The 24457-nt window shown below is 61.1% G+C and carries 21 protein-coding genes; 14 read left to right on the top strand and 7 right to left on the bottom strand.

Annotated elements, in window-relative coordinates:
• Positions 1 to 12 precede the first annotated feature (12 nt).
• The 5 genes from parE (at position 13) to KJF94_RS29150 (ending at position 6593) form a co-directional block, all read left to right on the top strand.
• Positions 13 to 1917, top strand: coding sequence for a DNA topoisomerase IV subunit B (parE, locus tag KJF94_RS29130; protein ID WP_214380396.1), 1905 nt, complete (start codon positions 13 to 15; stop codon positions 1915 to 1917).
• Positions 1917 to 2906, top strand: a complete 990-nt coding sequence (locus KJF94_RS29135) for an esterase-like activity of phytase family protein (RefSeq protein WP_214380397.1) — start codon at positions 1917 to 1919, stop codon at positions 2904 to 2906. Before parE ends, KJF94_RS29135 begins: the two co-directional genes overlap by 1 nt.
• The gene (locus KJF94_RS29140; protein ID WP_084320924.1) at positions 2903 to 3427 is read left to right on the top strand and encodes a retropepsin-like aspartic protease family protein; all 525 of its coding nucleotides are present in this window, start codon (positions 2903 to 2905) and stop codon (positions 3425 to 3427) included. Before KJF94_RS29135 ends, KJF94_RS29140 begins: the two co-directional genes overlap by 4 nt.
• Positions 3428 to 3434: 7 nt before the next feature.
• Entirely contained in the window at positions 3435 to 5702 is a 2268-nt protein-coding gene (gene parC / locus KJF94_RS29145; protein WP_214380398.1) for a DNA topoisomerase IV subunit A, read from the top strand.
• Between the two features lie 177 nt (positions 5703 to 5879).
• Entirely contained in the window at positions 5880 to 6593 is a 714-nt protein-coding gene (locus KJF94_RS29150; protein ID WP_214380399.1) for a PqiC family protein, read from the top strand.
• A gap of 253 nt (positions 6594 to 6846) precedes the next feature.
• Here the strand turns inward: KJF94_RS29150 and KJF94_RS29155 are convergent, their stop codons facing one another.
• On the bottom strand, positions 6847 to 8373 hold the full coding sequence (locus KJF94_RS29155) for an AhpA/YtjB family protein (RefSeq protein ID WP_214380400.1): 1527 nt from the start codon (positions 8371 to 8373) through the stop codon (positions 6847 to 6849).
• A gap of 135 nt (positions 8374 to 8508) precedes the next feature.
• On the opposite strand from KJF94_RS29155, the gene serB reads away from it, so the two are divergent.
• Positions 8509 to 9723 (top strand): phosphoserine phosphatase SerB, encoded by a 1215-nt coding sequence (gene serB, locus KJF94_RS29160; RefSeq protein WP_214380401.1) that lies wholly within the window; start codon positions 8509 to 8511, stop codon positions 9721 to 9723.
• A 135-nt stretch (positions 9724 to 9858) separates the two neighbouring features.
• On the opposite strand, the gene KJF94_RS29165 is transcribed toward serB, so the two are convergent.
• Positions 9859 to 11646, bottom strand: coding sequence for a molecular chaperone (locus tag KJF94_RS29165; protein WP_214380402.1), 1788 nt, complete (start codon positions 11644 to 11646; stop codon positions 9859 to 9861).
• Positions 11647 to 11845: 199 nt separating this feature from the next.
• Between KJF94_RS29165 and KJF94_RS29170 the strand changes: the two genes are divergently transcribed.
• Positions 11846 to 12247 (top strand): lectin OAA family protein, encoded by a 402-nt coding sequence (locus tag KJF94_RS29170; protein WP_084320918.1) that lies wholly within the window; start codon positions 11846 to 11848, stop codon positions 12245 to 12247.
• A 57-nt stretch (positions 12248 to 12304) separates the two neighbouring features.
• Here KJF94_RS29170 and asd read toward each other — a convergent pair whose 3' ends face one another.
• Genes asd through KJF94_RS29185 form a run of 3 tightly spaced genes read right to left on the bottom strand, consistent with a single transcriptional unit; the run spans position 12305 to position 15577 of the window.
• Complete coding sequence (gene asd, locus KJF94_RS29175; protein ID WP_008040415.1) at positions 12305 to 13165, bottom strand: archaetidylserine decarboxylase; 861 nt, start codon at positions 13163 to 13165, stop codon at positions 12305 to 12307.
• Positions 13166 to 13183: 18 nt separating this feature from the next.
• Positions 13184 to 13999, bottom strand: a complete 816-nt coding sequence (locus tag KJF94_RS29180; protein ID WP_214380403.1) for a rhodanese-like domain-containing protein — start codon at positions 13997 to 13999, stop codon at positions 13184 to 13186.
• Positions 14000 to 14038: 39 nt separating this feature from the next.
• Entirely contained in the window at positions 14039 to 15577 is a 1539-nt protein-coding gene (locus KJF94_RS29185; RefSeq protein ID WP_214380404.1) for an HDOD domain-containing protein, read from the bottom strand.
• Between the two features lie 166 nt (positions 15578 to 15743).
• On the opposite strand from KJF94_RS29185, the gene motA reads away from it, so the two are divergent.
• From motA to KJF94_RS29200, 3 genes are all read left to right on the top strand, one after another.
• A complete protein-coding gene (motA, locus tag KJF94_RS29190) occupies positions 15744 to 16595 on the top strand; it encodes a flagellar motor stator protein MotA (protein ID WP_214380405.1) in 852 nt (283 codons plus the stop codon).
• Between the two features lie 3 nt (positions 16596 to 16598).
• Positions 16599 to 17624, top strand: a complete 1026-nt coding sequence (gene motB / locus KJF94_RS29195; RefSeq protein WP_214380406.1) for a flagellar motor protein MotB — start codon at positions 16599 to 16601, stop codon at positions 17622 to 17624.
• A 906-nt stretch (positions 17625 to 18530) separates the two neighbouring features.
• Positions 18531 to 18800, top strand: coding sequence for a hypothetical protein (locus KJF94_RS29200; protein WP_214380407.1), 270 nt, complete (start codon positions 18531 to 18533; stop codon positions 18798 to 18800).
• Positions 18801 to 18851: 51 nt separating this feature from the next.
• Here the strand turns inward: KJF94_RS29200 and rsgA are convergent, their stop codons facing one another.
• Positions 18852 to 19883: a small ribosomal subunit biogenesis GTPase RsgA gene (gene rsgA, locus KJF94_RS29205; protein WP_028621995.1), complete on the bottom strand. Its 1032-nt coding sequence runs from the start codon at positions 19881 to 19883 to the stop codon at positions 18852 to 18854.
• A gap of 107 nt (positions 19884 to 19990) precedes the next feature.
• Between rsgA and orn the strand changes: the two genes are divergently transcribed.
• Both orn and KJF94_RS29215 read left to right on the top strand, forming a co-directional pair.
• On the top strand, positions 19991 to 20533 hold the full coding sequence (orn, locus tag KJF94_RS29210) for an oligoribonuclease (protein ID WP_008035288.1): 543 nt from the start codon (positions 19991 to 19993) through the stop codon (positions 20531 to 20533).
• 227 nt (positions 20534 to 20760) lie between these two features.
• On the top strand, positions 20761 to 21372 hold the full coding sequence (locus tag KJF94_RS29215) for a trimeric intracellular cation channel family protein (protein WP_017336246.1): 612 nt from the start codon (positions 20761 to 20763) through the stop codon (positions 21370 to 21372).
• Here KJF94_RS29215 and queG read toward each other — a convergent pair.
• A complete protein-coding gene (gene queG, locus KJF94_RS29220; RefSeq protein WP_214380408.1) occupies positions 21354 to 22433 on the bottom strand; it encodes a tRNA epoxyqueuosine(34) reductase QueG in 1080 nt (359 codons plus the stop codon). The genes KJF94_RS29215 and queG overlap by 19 nt on opposite strands.
• 63 nt (positions 22434 to 22496) lie before the next feature.
• On the opposite strand from queG, the gene KJF94_RS29225 reads away from it, so the two are divergent.
• Positions 22497 to 23996, top strand: coding sequence for an NAD(P)H-hydrate dehydratase (locus tag KJF94_RS29225; RefSeq protein WP_214380409.1), 1500 nt, complete (start codon positions 22497 to 22499; stop codon positions 23994 to 23996).
• The gene (gene tsaE / locus KJF94_RS29230) at positions 23984 to 24454 is read left to right on the top strand and encodes a tRNA (adenosine(37)-N6)-threonylcarbamoyltransferase complex ATPase subunit type 1 TsaE (RefSeq protein WP_084319345.1); all 471 of its coding nucleotides are present in this window, start codon (positions 23984 to 23986) and stop codon (positions 24452 to 24454) included. Before KJF94_RS29225 ends, tsaE begins: the two co-directional genes overlap by 13 nt.
• The last annotated feature ends 3 nt before the right edge of the window (positions 24455 to 24457 follow it).

Raw genomic sequence — 24457 nt, forward strand, 5'->3', positions numbered from 1 at the left:
CGACGAGACCCCATGGCCACTCCCAGCGCTAGCTCTTATAACGCAGACGCCATCGAAGTCCTCTCGGGCCTCGACCCGGTGCGCAAACGCCCCGGCATGTACACCGACACCAGTCGGCCGAACCACCTTGCCCAGGAAGTCATCGACAACAGCGTCGACGAAGCCTTGGCCGGGCACGCGACGTCGGTGCAGGTCATCCTGCACGCCGACCACTCCCTGGAAGTCAGCGATGACGGCCGTGGCATGCCGGTGGACATTCACCCGGAAGAGGGTGTTTCCGGGGTCGAGCTGATCCTCACCAAGCTTCATGCGGGTGGCAAGTTTTCCAACAAGAACTACCAGTTCTCCGGCGGTCTGCACGGGGTGGGTATTTCCGTGGTCAACGCCTTGTCGACCGAAGTCCGGGTGCGCGTAAAGCGTGACGGCAACGAATACCAGATGACCTTCGCCGACGGTTACAAGAAAACCGAACTGGAAGTGGTCGGCACCGTCGGCAAGCGCAACACCGGCACCAGCGTATTCTTCGCACCGGACCCGAAATACTTCGATTCACCGAAATTCTCCATCAGCCGTCTCAAGCACGTGCTCAAGGCCAAGGCCGTTCTGTGTCCGGGGCTGCTGGTCAGTTTTGAAGACAAGGCCACCGGCGAGAAAGTCGAATGGCATTACGAAGACGGCCTGCGCTCCTACCTGGTCGACGCGGTCAGCGAATTCGAACGCCTGCCGGACGAGCCGTTCTGCGGCAGCCTGGCCGGTAACAAGGAAGCGGTCGACTGGGCGCTGCTGTGGTTGCCGGAAGGTGGCGACAGCGTGCAGGAAAGCTACGTCAACCTGATCCCGACGGCCCAGGGCGGTACTCACGTCAATGGCTTGCGCCAAGGCTTGCTCGACGCCATGCGCGAATTCTGTGAGTTCCGCAGCCTGCTGCCGCGCGGCGTGAAGCTGGCGCCGGAAGACGTCTGGGAACGCATCGCCTTCGTCCTGTCGATGAAAATGCAGGAACCGCAATTCTCCGGCCAGACCAAAGAACGCCTGTCGTCCCGTGAAGCAGCGGCGTTCGTGTCCGGTGTGGTCAAGGATGCGTTCAGCCTGTGGCTCAACGCTCACCCGGAAACCGGCATGCTCCTGGCGGAACTGGCGATCAACAACGCCGGCCGTCGATTGAAAGCGAGCAAGAAGGTCGAGCGCAAGCGCATCACAGCGGGGCCGGCACTGCCGGGCAAGCTCGCCGATTGCGCCGGGCAGGACCCGATGCGTTCCGAGCTGTTCCTGGTGGAAGGCGACTCCGCCGGCGGTTCCGCCAAACAAGCGCGGGACAAAGAGTTTCAAGCCATCCTGCCGTTGCGCGGCAAGATCCTCAACACGTGGGAAGTCGATGGCAGCGAAGTGCTGGCCAGCCAGGAAGTGCACAACATTGCCGTGGCGATCGGTGTCGATCCGGGCGCGGCGGACATGAGCCAGCTGCGTTACGGCAAGATCTGCATCCTCGCCGACGCCGACTCCGACGGTCTGCACATCGCCACACTGCTGTGCGCGCTGTTCGTCCAGCATTTCCGCCCGTTGGTGGATGCCGGTCACGTCTACGTGGCCATGCCGCCGCTGTACCGTATCGACCTGGGCAAAGAGATTTACTACGCCCTCGACGAGGCTGAACGGGATGGCATCCTCGATCGTCTGGTGGCCGAGAAGAAACGCGGTAAACCGCAGGTCACCCGATTCAAGGGTCTGGGTGAAATGAACCCGCCGCAACTGCGCGAAACCACCATGGACCCGAACACCCGGCGTCTGGTGCAACTGACCCTGGACGATTTCGAAGCGACTTCGGAAATGATGGACATGTTGCTGGCGAAGAAGCGCGCCGGCGATCGTAAATCCTGGCTCGAATCCAAAGGCAACCTGGCCGAGGTTCTTGGCTGATGCGGGTTGGCTTTGCCCTGGCGTGTGCGTTACTTCTGACCTCTGTTTCGGCGTTTGCCGAACCGGCACCGGAGTTGCGCCTGTTGTCCGAGCACCCTGTCGAGGGCATGCGCGGTGGCAACCTGTCGGGGCTGGCCCAGTGCGGCAAGGATTTGTGGACCATTTCCGATCGCGACGACGATCAGATCTACCGACTCGAGACCGGCGACACGGTCTGGCAGGCTGAAGCCGTGCGCATCGGTGTGCCGCCAGTGCCGGACAGCGGTTTGCCCTGGGGCCTGCGTTCGCGGACCTGGGCGGCGTCTTTCGTGCGGGGCGGGGATCTGGATTTCGAAGGCATCACCTGCGACAGCGCCGGTAATCGCTACATCGTCAGCGAGTCCCACGCAGCGGTGCTGCAAGTGCCGCTCGTTGGGCCGACGTCCTGGCTGAAGATCTCGCCGATGCTGGTTCGCGAAGCTCGGGCCAGTGGCATGTTGTTGCACTTCAACGCATTGTTCGAAGGCCTGGCGATCAATCCGGCCGGCGATCAGTTGTGGTTGGCCGCCGAACGTGAACGCCGTGGTCTGCTGTTGATCAAGCGCCAGCAAACGGTCTGGGATTGCGATGGCGGCTGTGTGCTGCTGAGCGAAGCCGGGATGGAAATGCAGCCTGCGAAATTTCCCAAGGCCAGAGCGGTGTCGCGGGATTTTGCCGATCTGTCATTGTTCAACGGCAAGCTGTTTACCCTTGAGCGCAATGCGTTCGAGATTTGCCGCCGTGACGCGGTGACGGCCAAGGTCGAGCGTTGCTGGTCGTTTGCCGACGAGGCGTTGCAGCAGAACCGCCGTTATCCACAGGGTTATGGCCTGACGGAAGCGCTGATCATCGACGCTGATGGCGCCTGGGTCGGCATCGACAACAACGACGGTGCCCGTTCCGATGGCGAGTACCGCCCGATCGTCTGGCGCTTCGCCGCGCCTGAAGGTGGCTGGAGCGCCAAGCCATGACCCCGCAAACGCCAGGCAAACGCGCCGGTCGCGTGTTTATGGTGTTGGCCTGGTGCGCGGCGCTGTTTCTGGCGACGCGGTTTTTCGGCCAGTGGGAGGAGCGTCAGCAAAATCCCAATGTCGTCGTCAGCTCGGAACAGGGCGAAGGTTTTATCGAAGTGAAACTGGCCAGCAACACCCAGGGGCACTTCGTCGCCAGCGGCCAGATCAACGGCCAGCCGGTGGATTTCATGCTGGATACCGGGGCAACCGATGTGGCGATCCCGGCGGAAATGGCCGAACGGCTGAAACTTGAACAAGGCTTCGGGGTGACCCTGAGCACCGCCAACGGTCGCACCGAGGGTTATCGAACCCGTGTCGACCGGCTGCAACTGGGCGACATTGTGCTGCGTGATGTGCGCGCCATCGTCGTACCCGGCCTGGATGGCAAGCAAGTGCTGCTCGGTATGAGCGCGCTGAACAAACTTGAATTTACCCAGCGCGGTGGCACCATGCTGCTGCGCCAGACAACGAACCGATGAGGCCCGCATGAGCGACTCCCTTGATCTCAGCCTGGACGGTGTAGAACGCCGGTCACTGGCTGACTTCACCGAAAATGCCTACCTCAACTACTCCATGTACGTGATCATGGACCGTGCCTTGCCGCATATCGGCGACGGCCTGAAACCGGTACAGCGTCGCATCATTTATGCGATGAGCGAGTTGGGGCTGGACGCCGATTCCAAGCACAAGAAATCGGCGCGTACCGTCGGTGACGTGCTCGGCAAGTTCCACCCGCACGGCGATTCGGCCTGCTACGAAGCCATGGTCCTGATGGCCCAGCCGTTCAGCTACCGCTACACGCTGGTCGACGGTCAGGGTAACTGGGGTGCGCCGGATGATCCCAAGTCCTTCGCCGCCATGCGTTACACCGAAGCGCGGCTGTCGCGTTATTCCGAAGTGCTGCTCAGCGAACTGGGCCAGGGCACGGCGGACTGGGGCCCGAACTTCGACGGCACCCTCGACGAACCGCTGGTGTTGCCTGCACGGTTGCCGAACATTCTGCTCAACGGCACCACCGGCATCGCCGTGGGCATGGCCACTGACGTACCGCCGCACAACCTGCGGGAAGTCGCGACCGCCTGCGTACGTTTGCTCGATGAGCCAAAAGCCACGGTCGAACAGCTCTGCGAACACATTCAGGGCCCGGATTACCCGACCGAAGCGGAAATCATCACCCCGCGTGCCGATCTGCTGAAAATGTACGAAACCGGCAAGGGCTCGGTGCGCATGCGCGCCGTGTACCACATCGAAGACGGCGACATCATCGTCACCGCGCTGCCGCATCAGGTGTCTGGCGCCAAGGTGCTGGAGCAGATCGCGGCCATGATGCAGGCCAAACCGTCCAAGGCCCCGCAGATTGCGGACCTGCGCGACGAATCCGACCACGAAAACCCGTGCCGGATCGTGATCATTCCGGGCGCACGCAAGAATTTTGACCACGACGCGCTCATGCAGCACCTGTTCGCCAGCACCGAGCTGGAGTCGAGCTACCGGGTCAACATCAACATCATCGGTCTGGACGGCAAGCCGCAGCTGAAAAACCTGCGGGCGTTGCTGGTGGAATGGCTGGAGTTCCGCGTTCAAACCGTGCGTCGTCGCCTGCAATTCCGCCTCGACAAGGTTGAGCGTCGTCTGCACCTGTTGGACGGTTTGTTGATTGCCTACCTCAACCTGGATGAAGTGATCCACATCATCCGCACCGAGGAGCACCCGAAAGCCGCGCTGATCGCGCGTTTCGCCCTGAGCGAAATCCAGGCCGAGTACATTCTCGACACCCGTTTGCGTCAGTTGGCGCGACTGGAAGAAATGAAGCTGCGTTCCGAGCAGGATGAACTGCTCAAGGAGCAAGCCAAGCTGCAAGCCCTGCTGGGCAGCGAAGCCAAGTTGAAAAAACTGGTGCGCACCGAGCTGATCAAGGATGCCGAAACCTATGGCGACGACCGCCGCTCGCCAATCGTCGAGCGCACCGAAGCCAAAGCCCTGACCGAACACGATCTGCTGCCAAACGAAAAAGTGACGGTCGTACTGTCGGAGAAAGGCTGGGTGCGCTCGGCCAAGGGCCACGAAATCGACGCCACCGGCCTCTCTTACAAGGCCGGGGACGGATTCAAGGCCTTGGCGCCGGGTCGTTCCAACCAGTTTGCGGTGTTTATCGACTCCACCGGTCGCAGCTATTCGGTGGCCTCGCACACATTGCCATCGGCCCGTGGCCAGGGCGAACCGTTGACCGGTCGTCTGACACCGCCGCCTGGCGCGACGTTTGAGTGCGTGCTGATGCCGGAAGACGATTCGCTGTACGTGATCGCCTCCGACGCCGGTTATGGGTTCGTGGTCAAGGGCGAAGACTTCCAGGCCAAGAACAAGGCCGGTAAAGCGCTGCTGAGTTTGCCGAACAACTCGAAGGTCATTCTGCCGCGCCCGGTGGCTGATCGTGAGAACAACTGGCTGGCCTCGGTGACCACCGAAGGTCGCCTGCTTATCTTCAAAATCAGCGATCTGCCACAATTAGGTAAGGGCAAAGGCAACAAGATCATCGGGATTTCCGGTGAGCGTGTGGCCAGTCGCGAAGAATATGTCACGGACATCGCTGTGCTGCCGGAAGGCGCCACCCTGGTGTTGCAGGCCGGAAAACGTACCTTGTCACTGAAAGCGGACGACCTCGAACACTACAAAGGTGAGCGTGGACGTCGTGGTAACAAACTTCCACGAGGCTTCCAGAGGGTAGATGCGCTGCTCGTCGAAAACCTCAATTAAGCGTCCTAGAGCGCTCGATCTGCGATTTAACGCGTAGATCGACGCTTTGCCGCTGGAGTCGGAACGCATATTCACGGATGATATGGCCTTTCCAAGCGCCGGCGTGGCCGAGCGTTCTTCATATTTATTGAGTATTTTCACTGTGGTGAGCCTTGTGGCAACCACCTGGATGGGACGATGACTGCTCTGCGCCTTCCTTTTATTTTGATGCTCGCCGGCGTTCTTGGCCTGGCGGGTTGCAGCACTCACCAACCGGTGTCGCTGTATCAGCTGGACAGCGGAAATCCGGCTCAGCCTGCGCAAAGCGCGGGCATGGCGGTATTGCTCGGCCCGGTAACGGTTGCCGACTACCTGCAACGTGAAACATTGCTGCAGCGTCAGCCGGATGGCAGCCTGCAGGCTTCGACCGATGGTCGTTGGGCTGGCAGCCTTTCTTCCGACATTGATCAGCTGTTGCTGCGTCAGGTAGCGGGTCATCTGGACAGTCAGCGCGTAGTACTGGCGCCGGCAACTGTGGGCTTCACGCCGGATGTTCAGGTGCTGCTGACCATCACGCGCCTGGATTCGGGTGAATCGCAACCGGCGATCCTTGATGCGCAATGGCGTTTGATCGACCGTCGCGGTCAGGTTCGCGATAACCGCATCATTCACTTGCAGGAGCAACACGCCGGCGGCACTGCCGCGCAGGTTCAGGCTCAGGGTGTGTTGTTGCAGAAACTCGCCGAACAGCTGTCGACCGCGCTCAAGCCATTGGCTAACCAGCCACCGATTGCGGAAGCGCCAAAAAAACCGGCTGCCAAGCCTGCGGCACCGGCGGCGGAACAGGAAAAGCAGCCGAAGATCCCGATGGCTTCACCGATCCGCACCGATATGGAAGTATTCAGGTTCTAAGCCTGGATTGATTTCAAGCAGAGCCCGCAGAGATGCGGGCTTTGTTGTTTCTGCGGGGTGAGATCTTCAGTGCTTCTGATGGCCTCTTCGCTGGCAAGCCATGCTCCTACAGGTGTTGTGTCGTTCACGTGATGTGCGTACGCCCACGGAACCTGTAGGAGCATGGCTTGCCAGCGAAGGCGGCATGAAAGGCAACAAAAAAGCCCGCAGACGATCACTCGTCTGCGAGCTTCTTCACATCAGGGCTTAACGCTTACGCCCGACGCTCATGCATCCGCGCCAGTTGCCGCTCAAGCATCGACGGATAAGGCTCCATCAACCGCTCTACACAGCAAGCCCCCTCAGGGCTGGCAATCGGACGGATCCGCGCACGCTGGCGAATCAGCGCGTCGTCGCTGATCTTGCGCTCCACCAGCAGCAGGTTGCGGCTGTGTTGCGACAGCGCCAGGGCGTCCTGGGCGGTTTCGGTCAGCAGCAGGTCAATCTGGCTCAAACCGAACAATTCGTCGCCCAGGGTCAGGCCCAGCTGCAATTGCAGGGTGATGCCGCTATCCGCGACTTCGATCTGCAACTGATGGCCCAGTGCCCGCAGCAACTCGCCGCAGCAAATGGCGTTGGTCAGGTAGTCGTCGCCGCTGTCTTCGGTGTGGAACACCATCAGCGTGCTGCCATCGTTCAGGCTATGCAGTTCGCCCTCATAGAGCGAAGCGGCCTGGTCGAGGCAGTCACGATAGCGTTTCAGCAATTCTTCCAGGCGCGCCCGCGGCAGGCGACGCAGCTGATCCTGGGCGCCCAGTTGCACCGCCAGCACCGCGCTGTGTTGCGGCACGTTCGATACCTGCGGTTTGACCACTGGTTTCGGGGCGCTCGCTACCGTCTCGTCACGCAGATCGGCAAACGCATCATCGTCGTCTTCATCTTCTACGGTGCTGACGATGTGCCGTGGCGCAGGCTTGAGGCCCGCAACCGGCTTGGTTTCATCGAAGCTCGGATCACGCAGATTGCGCACTTCGAAAGACGGCTCGCTGTCGTTGGCGTCTTCGTAATCGCTTTCGTCGTACTCGGGTTCCGGCTCAGGCTCGGCCGGTTCCGGCGCGAAGTTGGCGTGCAGCTGGCGAGCCAGGTCGCCGATCTCGTCCTGACGCCCGGTTGCCGGGGTGTATTCGTCGATATTGCGCAGCCACACACGCAATTGAAGCAGCGGCGTGGAGATGTGCCGACCCAGGCGCAGGCTCAAGGCCAGGCTCAAGGCCAACAGAATCGCACTCAAAATGCCCATACTTTGCAGGCTGATGGTCATCGGCTGCTGGAATTGATCCATGTCCAGGCTGATGCGCAGTTGCCCGGCAGTCACGTCCTGAAAGGTGATCTTGCTCTGGTACATGCCCTCGGCTTCGCCCAGCAGGCTGTGCTTGGGGCGCTGACCGGCTTCGGCGAGGATGCGGTTATCCACGCTGTAGATGGCGGCGTGAGCCACCAACTTATTTTTAGTCAGGTTGTTGAGCAGCACGTTGAGGCTGAGGATGTCGTTGGACACCAACAGTTCCGTGGCGGACGTGGCGGTCTGCGTGGTCAGGCTTTCGCCCAGGGCATCCGCCTGCTCGTGCATGGCCTGCTTGAACTGCAAACCCATCACGCAGGCGTAGATCACCAGGGCCAGAGCGACCAGGATCACGTTATGGCTGGCGATGCGCAATGCAATCGGTACACGGCGGTGGCGCAGTGCACGGAAGATCAGCAGAAAGAAGTTATCGGTTTTTACTGGCGTGGGCCGGTTCACTTGAGCTCGGCTCTTTTGTCCGTGAAGTTGACGCGCAGTATAGCGACAGGCCCTAGACCGGCAAAGCGCTCACGGTGCCCGATGGTCACTGAAAGTGGGTAGAATGCGGTTTTTTTCCACCTGCGGGGGTGCGCCTTGCGCGAAATCGTCCTGATAAACATCACGGGAGTCGACCGTCCGGGTCTGACTGCGGCCATTACCGGCGTTCTGGCCCAGGGTGGTGTGAACATTCTCGACATCGGTCAGGCGGTGATCCACGACACCCTGTCGTTCGGCATCCTGGTTGAAATTCCTGACACCGAGCAAGGCAAGTCGGTGCTCAAGGACATTCTGTTCACGGCTTACAAACTCGATCAGCAGGTGCGTTTCACGCCGGTGTCCGAAGAGGATTACCAGCAGTGGGTCGGCAATCAGGGCAAAAAGCGCCACATCGTGACGCTATTGACCCGCAAAGTGACTGCCGGGCAATTACAGGCCGTGAGCTCGATCACCGCCAAATATGGCCTGAACATCGACCACATCGATCGTCTGTCCGGGCGCATGCCGCTGGACACGCCGGCCGACAAAGGCAAGGGCTGCATCGAGTTTTCGGTGCGTGGTGAAGCGGCGGATCCGCAAGCGCTGCGGGCCGAATTCCTCAGCGTCGCCCAGGAATTGAACGTCGACATCGCCTTCCAGGAAGATTCGCTGTTCCGTCGCAACCGTCGTCTGGCGGTGTTCGACATGGACTCGACACTGATCGAAGCCGAAGTCATCGACGAATTGGCCAAGGCCGCGGGCGTCGGCGACCAGGTTTCGGAAATCACCGAGCGGGCGATGGCCGGTGAACTTGACTTCCGCGCCAGCTTCAAGGAGCGTCTGGCCTTGCTCAAAGGTCTGGACGTCAGCGTGCTGGATTCGATCGGCGCCTCCCTGCGCCTGACCGAAGGCGCCGAAACCCTGTTCGCCGAACTCAAGCGTCTGGGCTACAAGACCGCGATCTTGTCGGGTGGCTTCACTTACTTCGCCAAGCAATTGCAGGCCAAGCTGGGCATCGACTACGTATTCGCCAACGAACTGGAAGTGGTTGATGGCAAGGTCACCGGCGTGGCGGTCGAGCCGATCGTCGATGCGCAGCGCAAGGCGGATCTGCTGAAGGAGCTGGCGCACAAGGAAGGTTTGCGTCTGGAGCAGACTATCGCGGTCGGCGACGGCGCCAACGATTTACCGATGCTGGCGATTGCCGGGCTGGGTGTGGCATTCCGCGCCAAGCCGCTGGTCAAGCAGTCGGCGAAGCAGGCGATTTCCACGCTGGGGCTGGATGGCGTGCTGTATCTGCTGGGCTTTCGGGATCGTGACGGGCAGCTCTGAGTTTCCCACAGGTCTTAGAGCGCTTTTGTGGCGAGGGAGCTTGCTCCCGCTGGGCTGCGAAGCGGCCCCCAAAAAAGGACTGCTACGCAGTCCTGACGGGAGCAAGCTCCCTCGCCACAGATATCGGATTCACCCTCAAAGCGTCTTCCACAACGAATCAAACTCCTCCTCGTTTCCGACCACGCCGCTCCCCGCGGCGTTTTCGTTTCTGGCAGCCTCCAGCGAACGATAGGCAAACTGATTAAAACTGTTGGTGCTCGCCACCCGCCGATCCAGTCCGGCCCGGCGCTCCTCGCCGTTGGTGTTGATCAGCACCTTGTTGCCTTCCTGAAAGGGCAGGCGCGGGGCGAGCAAGGTGGCCGGCAGGTCTATCGCGCTGATCGCGGGCAGTAGCAGGCCGCGCAAATATTGGCTGTGGTCGTCACGGGTGCGCACCAATTGCAGGCCGCAAGGTTCGGCGTAGGGCGCGACTTGCTCGATACCCATTTGCGTACCGCCGCCGCGAACCTGGCGGATCCAGCGCACCACCGCGATGCTCCAGCCCGACCCCGCCGTATCTTCGATGCCGACCATCTCGCCCGCCTGTAACTCGGCCGGTACGTCGCCGGGCCACGCCAGGCAATAACCGCCCGGACTGTGATTGATCACCGGCAAGGCGTAGGTCGGAAAGTGACGGTTGCGGTCGGAGGCCTCGTGACTGTCGTCGTTCTGCAGTTGCGGGTATTCGATTTCTTCGTAGGGCAGCAGCGTGTCGGCGGTGCCTTGTGGCGCCGCGTCGAAGGCATGGTGCCATTGGTCTTTTTCCCGGGCGGCGGGCGAGGTCGCCGCGAACTGCGCGCGGCCGGCACCGGGATGTTTCAGGATCTCGCTGAACGGACGTTGGCCGCCCAGATAGAAGTGCAGCGCGCTCATGCCCACGCACAAGGTCAAGGTGCCTTGACTGGCCGTGCGCTGAAAACTGCGTTCGACCGCCTGGCCCCAGGCGGCATTCAGGTGTTGCAGCGTATCCAGGCTCAGACCTGCCGGCACGGGCAGTGGCACCGGACTGTCGATCTCTTGCAGATGGGCCTCAATGGCTGCGACCAGCGGCTGCGGATCAAATCCCAGCAAGCTTTCCTGTTGCTCGGGCCGAAATTTCGAACGGTAACGCGGCCCGATGTCGAGCTCCGGCGCGACGCCAAACAGTCCGTCGGCCGCAGATTCCGGTTGCAGCTTGATCAATTTGCTCCACGGCTCCAGCACTTCGGCGAGTCGCGCGATCTGATTCTGGCGCAGCTGATTGCAGCGTGCGGCGCCCAGCAGCAGGGCGACCACGTATGTCTGTTCGATGCTCAGGGTTTGCGTCTGGCTGGCCAGTTCATCGCGCAGGCTCAGGTGCTGGAGCCGATGGGAACAGGCAATCCGATACAGCTGATGCAGTTCCAGCCACACACCTTCCGGCGCCGGGCAATAGAGCTGGGTGGCGCGGATCAGTGGTCCGCAGAGGCAATGGATCGCCCGTTGCAATGCCTGGGCCAGCAGCGGCGCGCGGTCCTTGCTGAAGCGCGGCAAGATGCGCACGACGATCTGTTTATAGCCAATCGCCAAATGACTTTGCAGTGCCTGGCAGAGGTTGGCGATCTTGCGCGAGCGCTCGTCGAGGACTATCGACTGGTGCAGGAAATGCCGCTCCAGGTGCTTGCAGACGTAATACACCTCGGGCCGCAGTAACTCGAGCAGTTGCAGGCGATTGTCGCTGGGCGTCAGCAGTTGGTTCAGTTCGCTCAAGCCTTGATAGAGCTGGCGAGCGGTTTCGCCGATATTGGCTTTGGGCAGGTCGGCGATCCAGCGCTTGAGGTCGCGCGGGGTGGCTTCGCAGAACGACAGGCGCAACTGTGCAGGAATCGGGGCGCGTAGCAGAAGGTGAGGACTGGTCTCATTCATGCCGTGAACAAACTCCAACCGGGAAAATGGGCAGTGAATGACCTGACTGTAGCAGTTCTGGTCGGCGACCGTTTGTCTGTCAGCCGAGTGAGGTTCGGGCGTGCTACTAATCTGACAGACGTGCGACTGGATACGCACGGTCGTACGGCCTGCTGCCTGTGCCGGGCAGGTCTCTCGTAACTTCAAGGAGATGAAGTTTATGTCTAGATACGTAGTGGCAAATCAATGGGGCGGTAGTTCTGCACCCTGGCATCCGGGCGGAGACTGGACGTTAGGCGCGCGGGACAACCAGAAGGTTGTCGCGATCGAGATCAAGTCGAGCGATGGCGGCAAGAGCTTCACCGGCACCATGACGTACTCGGGTGAAGGTCCCATTGGCTTCAAGGCTCAGCGCACGGGCCAGAACCAGTACAACGTTGAAAATCAGTGGGGTGGCAACGACGCTCCATGGCATCCGGGTGGCAAGTGGGTCATCGGAGGCCGGGACAATCAGAACGTTGTCGCGTTGAGCGTGACCTCCAGTGATGGAGGGAAAAACCTCAGTGGCACCAATACCTACGCGAACGAAGGGCCGATCGGCTTTCGCGGGCAGATAGAGTAGCGGCACCACCGAAATGTCCGACCCCACGAAGACGTTCGTGGGGTTCGGATCAGGGGATCAGGCTTTTGGCAGGCCCATGCCCTGGCCCATCTGCACCGGCGAACCGGCCGCCAGTTCTTCAGCCCACTGCACTTGATCAGGGCCGAACAGCACAACAGCCGTCGAACCCAGCTTGAAACGACCCAGTTCCGCACCTTTTTCCAGGTGGATCGGCGCACGAGCCGCTTCGTCGTAGCGGAAGGTTTTCAGTTCGCGCTTCGGTGGGGTCACCAAACCAGCCCAGACGGTTTCGATCGATGCGACGATCATCGCGCCCACCAGCACCACGGCCATCGGCCCGCGCTCGGTGTCGAAAATGCACGCCACACGCTCGTTGCGGGCAAACAATTCCGGAACGTTTTCAGCGGTGGTCTGGTTGACCGAGAAAATCCGCCCCGGAATGTAGACCATCTCGCGCAATGTGCCGGCCAGCGGCATGTGCACGCGGTGGTAATCCTTCGGTGACAGGTAAATGGTCGCGAAATCACCGCCCATGAACGGCGCTGCGTTGGCAGCGTCACCGCCCAGCAACTCCAGCACGCTGAAGCTGTGGCCCTTGGCCTGGAACACGCGACCGTGTTCGATCGGGCCGAGCTGGCTGACCGCGCCGTCGGCCGGGCTGAGGATCGCGCCCGGGGTTTCGTCCAGCGGACGAGCGCCGTCTTTCAACGCGCGGGTGAAGAACGCGTTGAAGTGCTCATAGGCGGTCAGGTCTTCGACCAGGGCCTGGGACATGTCCACTTGATAACGCTTGGCGAACCACGCGGTGAACGCATTCTTGAACCAGCGCACACGGCATTCGGCGATGCAGCCGGCCAGTCGCGAGAGCAAGTGGTGGGGCAGCAGGTATTGGCTGAGGATAAACAAACGCTTATTCATTAACTGTCCTTAAAAACCTTAAATCTCTACAGGCGTATCGGGATGGTTACCCCATTCGCCCCAGGAGCCGGCGTAGCCTTTGACCCGCGGATAACCGAGGGACTTGGCCACCAGATAGGTGAAGCCAGAACGGTGGTGAGTCTGGCAGTGGGTAATCACTTCTTTGTCTTTGCTGATCCCGAGTTTTTCCAGGATCTGCGGCATGTCCTTGCGGATGCGCAGGTTGCGCGCCCGGTCCATGCCCGCGGTCCATTCGAAATTGACCGCGCCGGGAATGTGTCCGCCCTTGGCCGCGAGGACTTTCTCGCCGGAGTACTCCAGCGGCCCGCGCGCGTCCCAGATCGCCAGGTCGGCGGCGCCGAGACGGCTTTGCAGGTATTCGCGGGTGGCGGTGGGTTCGTCGTGCAGGGTCAGCGCAACCGGGCCGCCGACCGTGGGCGGGATCTGGATCGACATGGGCGAGCCTTCTGCCAGCCAGGCCGTCAGGCCGCCGTCGACATAGTGGTACTTGCTGTGGCCGATGACGTCCAGCAGCCAGATAAAACGCCCGGCCCAACCGCCGCCTTCGTCGTCATACACGACGTAGACCGCATCGGGATTGTGGCCCAGCTCACCGAACAACGCTTCGAGTGCCGCGTGCGGCGGCATCAAGCCTGGCGCAGGCGGCTGGCCGAGTTGCGTACGTTTCGGATCGACAAAACGCGCTCCGGGAATATGCCCTTCGGCATAGCGGGCGCTGCTGGTCAGGTCCACCAGAATCAGATCGCGGGCGTCGAGGCGAGGGAGCAAGTCGCTCGGTTCGATCACCAGCGGCAAGCCAGAGAAGTCAGACATGTGAGGTCTCCAGAGCACAAAGGGAAGGATTGTAGCGGGTCATTGGCCGCGATGGCTAAAGCTGTGCAGGGCTTTCTCGATGCACTGCGCGGTTTTGCCAAAGGCCTGCACGGTGATTTCAGAAAACGGCCCGCCGCCCTGATCCGCCACCACGATCATGATCACGCGGCCGTTGCTGACCAGCGAGCGCAACAGCAGGTGTTCGCCACCGAACTGCGAACGCAGGCCGGCCGGCAGCAGCGCCGAAAACTGCGCGTTGTTGACCGGTGTCAGGCGCACTTGGGCCTGTTGCGAAAGCAGGCGTTGCAGCACGGTGCTTTGGCTGACCACGAAATTCAGGCCGGCGGTTTCTTTCGGCAACCCGGCGATCTGGTGCACGCGCAGGTTGGCGTGCGTGCGGTCGGCCATCAGGATCATCACTCGACGCATGCCGCACGCGACCAGCGCGTCACGGGCCGAGTTGGTCAAGTGCATGGCATTGGTGAAACGACTCGGTTCTACCAGCAGCTCGGCGCATTGTGTGCGCCACTTGGCCAGGTCCTCGGCGGTCGGCGCCGGGGCGGGCAGCAGACCGGCGTGAACGCGATTCATGCCCCACGGCCAGAGCAGCGCAACGGCCGGGTGCCAAAGGTCTGGCATACCGTGTTGACGCGCACTGTTGGCGGCCTGCTGGTGCAATTGCTGCTGCACCTCGTCCATCGGCATTTGCAGGTAAAGGCTGGTCAGGTATTGCCAGCGTTCGCTGTGCGGACTGTCCCAGGCCTGTTGCGCCGACAGTGCCAGACCGTTGGCCAGCAACACGGTATTGGCCGGTTGATTGAGCCAGCGGCGAAGGGTCGGATCGTCATCAAGACGGTTCTGTTGGCGCAACGGATGATCGCTGTCGCGCGCAATGCGCAGGACTTTCACCAGTTCCCGCTGCTCGTTGAGCAACAGCTTGTAACCCTGTTGCACCCAGATCGGCAGGTGCCAGATCTCCACCAGCGCCTGAGCGATTTCCAGCAGGCGAACGCCGAATAATTGTTTCTCGACTTTGCGCGCCGACTCGCCTTTATGGATGACCCGCAGCTCCCATTCTTCGAGCAACTGCGGATGGGTCAACGCCATGGGCCACAGCGGTGAAAGAAACAGCAGGCTGCCCCAGTGGATGTCTTGCCATAGCCGCGCCAGGCGGGCGGCGAAAAAGCCGTTGGCTTGTTGGGTCGCGTGCTGGCTGATCAACTGCAGCTGACGCAGGGCCACGGGAATTTGCGATTCCGGTTCCGCGGGCAGCCGGGCGAGCAGTTCTTCGGTGCGCTTCAAACCGAGGCGATTGATCGCCACCTCAAGGTTTTCCGCAGGCTCGGTCATGCTGCCGTGGGTGTGCCGGTTGGCTTCGCGGATCACACTCAAGGCCAGGGCGGGGCTCTCTTGCATCTGCTCGGCGATATCGCGCAGCGAGCTGCGGTTGTCGCGGATAGCCTTGCAAACCAAGTCATGGCTGGCCTGCGGAACCGGCAGGCGCACACCATCGAGAAGCTTGACCCAGCCTTCGAGTGTGGTCGGTTTTGGAGTTGGGACGTTCGTTTCGTTAGCCATGTCTGGACGCGACCATCGTCTGCATTACCTATGCCTGGAGCGGGCCAAATTGGCTTTTCGCCTGAACTGGCTATAGTCTGGCGCAGTTTTGCCGATAAGTAGAAGAAGAGATTTTTTAACTTCCGAATATGACCTTGAACCCGACTCAGTAAGTGCTCTCCTACCTATGGCTAAAATAATCGGCATCATCGTCGTATTCGCGAGCGTGCTCGGCGGATACGTGCTCTCCCACGGCAAAATTGCCGCCCTGATTCAACCTTTCGAGGTGATGATCATCGGTGGTGCGGCCCTTGGCGCATTCCTCCAGGCCAACCCCGGTTACATGACCATGCACGTGCTCAAGAAGTCCTTGAGCATGTTCGGGTCGCGGTTCAATCACGGCTACTATCTTGAAGTATTGGGGCTGATCTACGAGATCCTCAACAAGAGTCGCCGCGAAGGCATGATGGCCATCGAAGGCGACATCGAAGATGCCGCCGCGAGCCCCATCTTCGCCAAGTACCCGTCGGTGCTCAAGGACGAGCGCATGACCGCGTTCATCTGCGATTACCTGCGCATCATGTCCTCCGGCAACATGGCTCCCCATGAGCTGGAAGGCCTGTTCGACATGGAACTCTACAATCTCAAGGAAGACCTGGAGCACCCATCCCACGCGGTGAACGGCATCGCCGACGCCATGCCAGGTTTCGGTATCGTCGCGGCGGTATTGGGTATTGTGGTGACCATGGCGTCCCTGGGCGAAGGCGACCAGAAATCCATCGGTCTGCACGTCGGTGCGGCACTGGTCGGTACCTTCTTCGGTATTCTCGCCGCGTACGGTTTCTTCGGTCCGCTGGCCCACTCCCTGGCCCACGATGCCAAGGAAGAACTTAACGTCTACGAAGCCATCAAGGCCTCGCTGGTGGCTTCGGCTTCCGGCATGCCGCCATCGCTGGCGGTGGAGTTCGGGCGCAAGGTTCTGTACCCGGCGCACCGTCCTAGCTTCGCTGAGCTGGAACAAGCGGTTCGCGGTCGCTAAGTCATGGAAAATAACCAGCCGATAATCATCAAGCGCGTCAAGCGCATCGCCGGCGGGCATCACGGGGGCGCCTGGAAAATCGCCTTCGCCGACTTCGCGACGGCGATGATGGCGTTCTTCCTGGTGCTGTGGCTGCTGTCCACCGCGACACCGGAACAGAAGATCGCCATCGCCGGTTACTTCAAGGACCCGGTCGGCTTTTCCGAAAGCGGCACGCCGTACATCATCGATCTGGGCGGCACGCCGACCCTGGCGCCGGAGAACACCCTCAACCCTGAAGTGAAATCCCAGCCGCAGCCGGACAAGGTGACCATCGACGCCGAACAGGTCGAAGGCATGGCTGAGATGGTGGAGAAGGAACGCCTCGAACTGCTGCTGCAAGAACTGCAGAACAAGGTCGAAGAGAACCCGCAGCTGAAGAAATTCAAGGACCAGATTCTGTTCGAAATCACGCCGGACGGCCTGCGCATCCAGATCGTTGACGCCGAAAACCGCCCGATGTTCGACTCCGGCAGTGCGCGTCTGAAGCCGTATTTCGAAGACATCCTGCTGGCCATGGCCGACACCATCAAAGCGGTGCCGAACAAGATCAGCATCAGCGGCCACACCGATGCCAAGCCGTACTCGGGCACCGGCGATTTCGGTAACTGGGAGCTCTCGGCCAACCGGGCCAACGCCGCACGTCGTGCGTTGGTGGCGGGCAGTTATCCGGATCAGCAAGTCGCTCGCGTCGTCGGTTATGCCTCGTCGGCGTTGTTCGATCGCGAGAACCCGCTCAACCCGGTCAACCGCCGAATCGACATTATCGTGCTGACCAAGAAAGCCCAGCGTGCCATCGAAGGCTCGCAAGGCGCGGAGCCGACGCCAGAGGCGACGCAAGGGCAGGGCGGCCCGGGTGAAGTGCCGGCCACGCCAGCCGACCCGAACGCATTGCCGGCCGATAAAGAACCGCTGCCGGCCCATGAACTTCGCGAGCGTTTGAACCTGTTCGATGACCCGGCGCCGAAACCGGGTGGACCAGCGAAGTAGTGAGCCACAAAAAAGCCGACAGTGATGTCGGCTTTTTTGCGGCACTGCTTTGGAAGCTACTTCATTTTCAGCTGGGCACGGTCCCTGTGGGAGCTGGCTTGCCTGCGATGGGGACCTCATGGCTGGCGTGATTTTGTGGTGGTGTACATATCCGTTGCTGCGGTTACGGCGGCTAATGGTTTCGCCCTTACGGCGAGTCACTTGGAGAAGCGCCAAGTAACCAAGCGCTTTTGCCCCTTTCGTTCGGAGCCTCGCCTAGGCTCGGCATGCCCTCCTTCCGGTCCTGCTCCGTGGGCCCGCCGCCATCGGCCATCCATGGCCGGGGGCGGCTAACCCGGCATCCCTGCCGGGTTGCCCACTGCGCAGAACCTCCACTCGGCGTGAGGGGGCGACTACCGCCAATGCAACCGAGGCGGCCTACCGGCCGGCCTGTCATTTGAAGCGTTCGCGTTCCCCTGTGGGAGCTGGCTTGCCAGCGATGGTCGTCAACGATGACGCGTGCTGCCTGAATGAACGCGGCGCACTTAAGTCCATCGCCGCAAGAATGAATTTGCATCTGCCTGATCACGGTAAAAACCAAGGAATGAGGGCATGTCCGAGAAAGGTGTAGGAAGTCTCCGAGACGTATAAACCATGTTTTTCTTCGCTTAAGGCTCGCCTATAGTTTGTCCGTCGCCGATGAATCGGTGATGGACCTTAGCCGGTCGTTTGAGAGGAATGCACGAGCGCCCGTATAATCGCGGTGCTATTTGCTGCCTGACATATCTGTCTATGGTGGCTGTGCGTGGGACATCTTCGGGTGTGCCGGGTTCCTCTGACCGGTCGGCTAACCCACGTACAGCTGCCACTCCATTCGATTAGCCGCGAAAAGGGTGGGAGTTTCATCTTTCAGAAGGAATTCATGCCATGTCCAGATACCACCCGCTCCAAGGCAACTTCAGCGTCGGCCCGACGCTATACATCGACACCGAAGCCCGCGCTTCCGATCTTCTTGAAACCGCCGTCCATCGACTCAAAGCCGCACGTAATCTGCTCAACAGCGTCACCTGCCTGTGCATCAAAAACGCCGAAGGACACGACCTGGAGCATTTCGCCAACGCTGCGCACATGTTGATTCAGGACGGCTGTGACGCCTTGGATGTGCTGGGCTGGAAGCTGGAAAAAGCTGTACGTTGAAAACGAGAAAGCCGCGATATTCGCGGCTTTTTTGTGTCTGCGGGAAGCAGTTTAGTAGCTGCTCTCCGGCAAACTGGCGATGATCGAGCGGTAGCTGTTCATCCGTTGCTGCTGCACGCGGCCTTCTTCCAGTGCCTTGAGCAATGCACAACCCGGTTCGCGGTCGTGCTTGCAGTCACGGAAGCGGCAGGTGCCGATCAAGTCGTTGAACTCGATGAAACCGGCTTCGACGTCGGCGCGGCTGACGTGTCCCAGGCCGAATTCGCGGATACCCGGGGAGTCGATCAACTCACCGCCACCGGGGAAGTGGAACAGCCGCGCGGTCGTCGTGGTGTGAGTGCCCTGGCCGGACAACTCGGACAGCGGGCCGACACGGGTTTCGACTTCCGGCAGCAGGCTGTTGACCAGCGACGACTTGCCGACGCCGGACTGGCCGACGAACACGCTGATGCGCCCGTCCAGTTGTTCTTGAAGTTGCTCCATGCCATTGCCGTGGTGCGCCGACACTTCCAGTACCGGATAACCCAGCGTGCGGTAAACCGCGAGCAGGGCATTCAGCGCCGGGGCGTTCTGCTCGTCGATCAGGTCGAATTTGTTGAGCAGCAGCAGCGGCCGAATGCCGGCGTGCTCCGCCGCGACCAGATAACGGTCGATCAGGTTGGCGTGAGGCTCGGGCAGCGGCGCGAAGACGATGACGATCATGTCGACGTTGGCGGCTACAGGCTTGAGCTGGCCACGGCTGTCCGGACGGCAGAGTTCGGTTTTTCGCGGCAGTTGCGCCACGATCACACCGATACCCTGGTTGCCGGCACGCCAGACCACCTGATCGCCGGTCACCAGCGCCGGCAGGTTGGCGCGCAAGTGACAACGGAACACTTCACCGGCCAGTTCGCCCTCGAGGGCTTCGACTTCGACCTGCACACCGAAGTGCGCGATCACCAGGCCCGTCTGTTCCGGACCCAGGTCGCCACCCTCAAGTGCCTCGACAGCCGAGGACTCGCGTTTGGCGGCGCGGGCAGCGCGTTCGCCCTGAATCTTTTCGATGCGCCAGTTTTGACGACGATTGAGTTGGCGTTTGGCCATGGGTGTTCCGTATCAAGAATGCAGCGATTAAGTAAAACGGCCGCGAGTTTAGCACGCCCGGCCACCTCCCTAGGCTAAACTGCGCAGCATTGCCTAGGAGCCGACACATGCAAAACCCGCAGAATCTGATCTGGATCGACCTGGAAATGACCGGTCTGAACCCTGATACCGACGTCATCATCGAGATGGCCACCATCGTCACCGACAGTGACCTGAACACCTTGGCCGAAGGGCCGGTGATCGCGATCCATCACAGCGATGAAATTCTCGCCGGCATGGACGAGTGGAACACCCGTCAACACGGCGGCTCGGGCCTGACTCAGCGCGTGCGCGACAGCCGCATCAGCATGGCCGAAGCGGAAGCCGAGACCATTGCCTTCCTGGAGAAGTGGGTGCCAAAGGGCAAGTCGCCGATCTGTGGCAACAGCATCTGCCAGGACCGTCGCTTCCTTTATACGCACATGAAATCCCTGGAAAGCTTCTTCCACTACCGCAACCTCGACGTCTCGACCCTGAAAGAACTGGCCGCGCGCTGGGCGCCGGACGTACGCGACAGCTTCAAAAAGGGCAGCACCCACCTGGCCCTGGACGACATCCGCGAATCCATCGCCGAGTTGCAGCATTACCGCAAGCATTTCATCAAGTTCTGATGCTGCCGGCCCCTTGTGGCGAGGGAGCTTGCTCCCGCTCGGCTGCGAAGCAGCCGCAACCCAGCCGATGCGGTACATCTGAACGAGCAAGGTGTCTGGTTTTGGGGCCGCTTCGCGACCCAGCGGGAGCAAGTTCCCTCGCCACAGGTCTCGGTGTCTGCTCTTGCCCTCTTTTGGTGCCGGGACTAAATGGCTAGACTGCGCGCCTTCCTGCAAGGACCGCCACCATGTTGCTGATGCTTTACCTGATCGCCATTACCGCCGAAGCCATGACCGGCGCCCTGTCCGCCGGTCGTCGTGGCATGGACTGGTTTGGCGTGGTGCTGATCGCCTGCATCACTGCGTTGGGCGGCGGTTCGGTGCGCGACGTGCTCCTCGGCCATTACCCGCTGACGTGGGTGAAACACCCGGAATACCTGGTGCTGACATCGATTGCAGCCATGTTCACGGTCTTCGCTGCACGCTGGATGCGTCACTTGCGCTCACTGTTTCTGGTACTCGACGCCGTGGGTCTGGTGGCGTTTACCCTGATCGGCTGCATGACCGCCCTGGAAATGGGTCATGGCATGTTGGTGGCCTCGGTCAGCGGCGTGATTACCGGCGTATTCGGCGGCATCCTGCGCGACATCTTCTGCAACGACATCCCGCTGATCTTCCGCCGCGAGCTCTACGCCAGCGTGTCGTTCGCGGCGGCGTGGTGCTACATGCTGTGTCTATATCTGAACGTGCCGGGAGAACAGGCGATTCTGATCACCCTGTTCGGCGGCTTCCTGTTGCGGTTACTGGCGATCCGTTTCCACTGGGAAATGCCCAAGTTCGTTTATAACGACGAAGCCTGACGTTCGGCGTGTTGCTTCAACGCCCATTCCACATGCTCGCGGACCAGTTCCGACGGATAATCGCGCCGCGCCTTCAACGCTTCCAGCACCGGAATGCTCGACGGCGCATTCCCCAGGCCCACCGCCAGATTGCGCAACCAGCGCTCGTAACCCGCGCGCCGTAACGGCGAGCCTTCAGTGCTGCTGAGGAATTTGTCCTCGTCCCACATGAACAGCTCCGCCAATTCGGCGTTGTCCAGGTTGTGCCTTGGCTTGAAGTCGCTTTCACCGGACGGGCGGGCGAAGCGGTTCCACGGGCAGACGATCTGGCAGTCATCGCAGCCGAAGACCCGATTGCCGATCAATGGCCGCAAGTCTTCGGGAATCGCGCTTTTCAGTTCGATGGTCAGGTAAGAGATGCAGCGTCGGGCATCCAGCACATAAGGACCGACAAAGGCGTTGGTCGGGCAGATGTCGAGGCACGCGGTGCAGCGCCCGCAATGTTCGGTGCTATGGGGCGGGTCGACCGGCAGCGGCAGGTCGACAAACAGTTCGCTGAGGAAGAAGTAACTGCCGGCCTTGCGATTCAAGACCAGTGTATTTTTGCCGATCCAGCCAAGGCCAGCCTGCTCGGCGATGGCTTTTTCCAGCACCGGCGCACTGTCGACAAAGGCACGAAAACCGAACGGCCCGATCTCGGCCTGAATTTTATCGGCGAGTTGTTGCACGCGTTTACGGATCAATTTGTGGTAATCGCGGCCCAAGGCATAACGCGAGACGTAGGCTTTTTCCGGTTGGGCCAGGCGCTTGGCCATTTCGGTGTCGCCCGGCAGGTAATCCATGCGCAGGGACACCACCCGAAGCGTGCCGGGCACCAGCTCTTCCGGGTGTGAGCGTTTGCTGCCGTGGGCGCCCATGTAGTCCATTTCGCCGTGGTAACCGGCCGCAAGCCAGCGCTCCAGGTGCTGCTCATGCTCGGCCAGGTCCAGGCCGCTGATGCCGACTTGCTGAAAGCCCAGCTCGCGGCCCCAGTCCTTGATGGATTGGGCGAGGGCGGGCAGGTCTGTGGTAATAGCGGGCATGAGGCGAGAGAAACCGGAGCTGAGGTGCGTATAATTCTGCCAGACATCGGAGCCCGAAGACGCATGCCGCACACTAAAGATGATTTACCCGACGCGCTGTATAGCGCCGCGCAAGTGCGAGCCCTCGATGCGAGCCTGATTGCGGCGGGCACGCCGGGCTTCGAATTGATGCAGCGTGCGGCGCGGGCGACCTGGCGTGCGCTGGTCCGGCAGTGGCCGTCGGCCCACGAACTGACGGTGGTCACCGGTCACGGCAACAACGCCGGTGATGGCTATCTGGTAGCGGTCTTGGCCCGGCGTGCCGGCTGGCATGTGCGCGTGTTGGCGGCCGGTGATCCTCAGCGTTTGCAGGGCGATGCCGGGCTGGCCCGAGCCGAGGCCCTTTCCGAAGGCGTTGCCATTCAAGCCTGGAGCGCGCAATCGGAGTTGCGCGGAATCGTGTTGGACGCCTTGCTTGGCACCGGTCTGACAGGCGAGGTGCGAGAGCCTTACGCCAGTGTCATCGCCGCGATCAATGCCAGCGAACTGCCAGTTGCCGCAGTGGATATTCCTTCGGGACTGTGTGCCGATACAGGACGTGTGCTCGGCGTGGCCGTTCGGGCGGATCTGACCGTGACTTTCATTGGTTTGAAGTTGGGTCTGTTCACGGGCGAAGCGGCGGACGTGGTGGGTGAGTTGGTTTTCAATGATCTGCAGGCATCCCCCGAGTCATTCAACGGGGTCGCCATCAGTGCGCGTCGCCTGACGGCCGGCAATTTGCCGCGTCTGGCGCATCGCGCGCCGACGGCCCATAAAGGCAAATTCGGCCATGTCTTGTTGATTGGCGGTGATCGCGGTTTCGGCGGTGCCATTCTGTTGAGTGCGCAAAGCGCCCTGCGCAGTGGTGCTGGCATGGTATCGGTCGCCACCCGAAGCGAGCATGTGCCGGCGGCACTGGCGCGAATCCCCGAAGCCATGGTGCTGGGCACTTCGTCAGCCAATCAGTTGATGGGATTGCTGCAAAAAGTTTCCGTACTGGTAGTGGGGCCGGGCCTCGGGCAGGCTTCGTGGGGCCGCAGTCTGTTGTCGGCGGCGGCCAATGCGCCGTTGCCACAGGTCTGGGACGCGGATGCGCTGAACATGCTGGCCGAAGAACGCGTGAGCTTGCCCAGGGACTGCGTGATCACTCCGCATCCGGGGGAAGCGGCGCGGTTGCTCGGGATCAGTGCCGCTGAAGTACAGGCCGACCGTCCATCCGCCGCTCAAGCATTGAGCAAAAAATATACAGCTGTAGTGGTTTTGAAAGGCGCTGGCAGCCTGATCGCCAGTCCCGACGGGCGTCTGGCGTTGTGTCATCAAGGCCACCCGGCCATGGCCACCGCCGGTCTGGGCGATGTGCTGGCTGGGCTGGTTGGCGCATTGCTCGCGCAAGGCATGAATGCGTTCGACGCCGCTTGCCTGGCGGTCTGGCTGCACGCCAATGCCGGCGCGCAACAAGGTAAATCGGGCCGTGGGCTGGCGGCCAGTGATCTGATTCCAGCCATTCGTCAGTTGTTGGAGGAGCAAGCACCGTGTCTGAAGTAACCCTGTACCTGGCTGATGAAGAGGCGATGACCGCATTTGGCGAGCGCATCGCAAAAACCACTCAAGGGCACGGTCTGATTTTTCTGGAAGGGGATCTGGGGGCGGGGAAAACCACGCTGTCGCGGGGCATCATCCGGGGTCTGGGGCATGTCGGTGCGGTGAAAAGTCCGACGTTCACGCTGGTCGAGCCCTACGAGATCGGTGACATCCGCGCCTTTCATTTCGATCTCTATCGCTTGGTCGACCCTGAAGAACTGGAGTACCTCGGCATCCGCGACTACTTCGAAGACGATGCGTTGTGCCTGATCGAATGGCCTCGCAAGGGTGCAGGCTTTTTGCCAAAGCCCGACCTGACCATTACCATTAGCCCGCAAGACAGCGGGCGTTCGCTGAAAATTTTGTCCCAGGGCTCGCGTGGCGAGTCGTGGTGTGCCGCTTTGGCATTGGAATCCAATTAAATG

Source organism: Pseudomonas hormoni (genome assembly GCF_018502625.1).
GTDB lineage: Bacteria > Pseudomonadota > Gammaproteobacteria > Pseudomonadales > Pseudomonadaceae > Aquipseudomonas > Aquipseudomonas hormoni.

What these genes read in the sequence shown, in the direction of transcription:
- parE (WP_214380396.1), top strand. Translation starts at nt 13, where the DNA reads ATGGCCACTCCCAGCGCTAGCTCTTATAACGCAGACGCCATCGAAGTC.
- asd (WP_008040415.1), bottom strand. Translation starts at nt 13,165, where the DNA reads ATGAATAAGCGTTTGTTTATCCTCAGCCAATACCTGCTGCCCCACCAC.
- KJF94_RS29215 (WP_017336246.1), top strand. Translation starts at nt 20,761, where the DNA reads ATGTTGCTGATGCTTTACCTGATCGCCATTACCGCCGAAGCCATGACC.
- KJF94_RS29135 (WP_214380397.1), top strand. Translation starts at nt 1,917, where the DNA reads ATGCGGGTTGGCTTTGCCCTGGCGTGTGCGTTACTTCTGACCTCTGTT.
- KJF94_RS29165 (WP_214380402.1), bottom strand. Translation starts at nt 11,646, where the DNA reads ATGAATGAGACCAGTCCTCACCTTCTGCTACGCGCCCCGATTCCTGCA.
- KJF94_RS29170 (WP_084320918.1), top strand. Translation starts at nt 11,846, where the DNA reads ATGTCTAGATACGTAGTGGCAAATCAATGGGGCGGTAGTTCTGCACCC.
- queG (WP_214380408.1), bottom strand. Translation starts at nt 22,433, where the DNA reads ATGCCCGCTATTACCACAGACCTGCCCGCCCTCGCCCAATCCATCAAG.
- KJF94_RS29200 (WP_214380407.1), top strand. Translation starts at nt 18,531, where the DNA reads ATGTCCAGATACCACCCGCTCCAAGGCAACTTCAGCGTCGGCCCGACG.
- motA (WP_214380405.1), top strand. Translation starts at nt 15,744, where the DNA reads ATGGCTAAAATAATCGGCATCATCGTCGTATTCGCGAGCGTGCTCGGC.
- rsgA (WP_028621995.1), bottom strand. Translation starts at nt 19,883, where the DNA reads ATGGCCAAACGCCAACTCAATCGTCGTCAAAACTGGCGCATCGAAAAG.
- motB (WP_214380406.1), top strand. Translation starts at nt 16,599, where the DNA reads ATGGAAAATAACCAGCCGATAATCATCAAGCGCGTCAAGCGCATCGCC.
- parC (WP_214380398.1), top strand. Translation starts at nt 3,435, where the DNA reads ATGAGCGACTCCCTTGATCTCAGCCTGGACGGTGTAGAACGCCGGTCA.
- orn (WP_008035288.1), top strand. Translation starts at nt 19,991, where the DNA reads ATGCAAAACCCGCAGAATCTGATCTGGATCGACCTGGAAATGACCGGT.
- KJF94_RS29150 (WP_214380399.1), top strand. Translation starts at nt 5,880, where the DNA reads ATGACTGCTCTGCGCCTTCCTTTTATTTTGATGCTCGCCGGCGTTCTT.
- KJF94_RS29140 (WP_084320924.1), top strand. Translation starts at nt 2,903, where the DNA reads ATGACCCCGCAAACGCCAGGCAAACGCGCCGGTCGCGTGTTTATGGTG.
- KJF94_RS29225 (WP_214380409.1), top strand. Translation starts at nt 22,497, where the DNA reads ATGCCGCACACTAAAGATGATTTACCCGACGCGCTGTATAGCGCCGCG.
- KJF94_RS29185 (WP_214380404.1), bottom strand. Translation starts at nt 15,577, where the DNA reads ATGGCTAACGAAACGAACGTCCCAACTCCAAAACCGACCACACTCGAA.
- KJF94_RS29180 (WP_214380403.1), bottom strand. Translation starts at nt 13,999, where the DNA reads ATGTCTGACTTCTCTGGCTTGCCGCTGGTGATCGAACCGAGCGACTTG.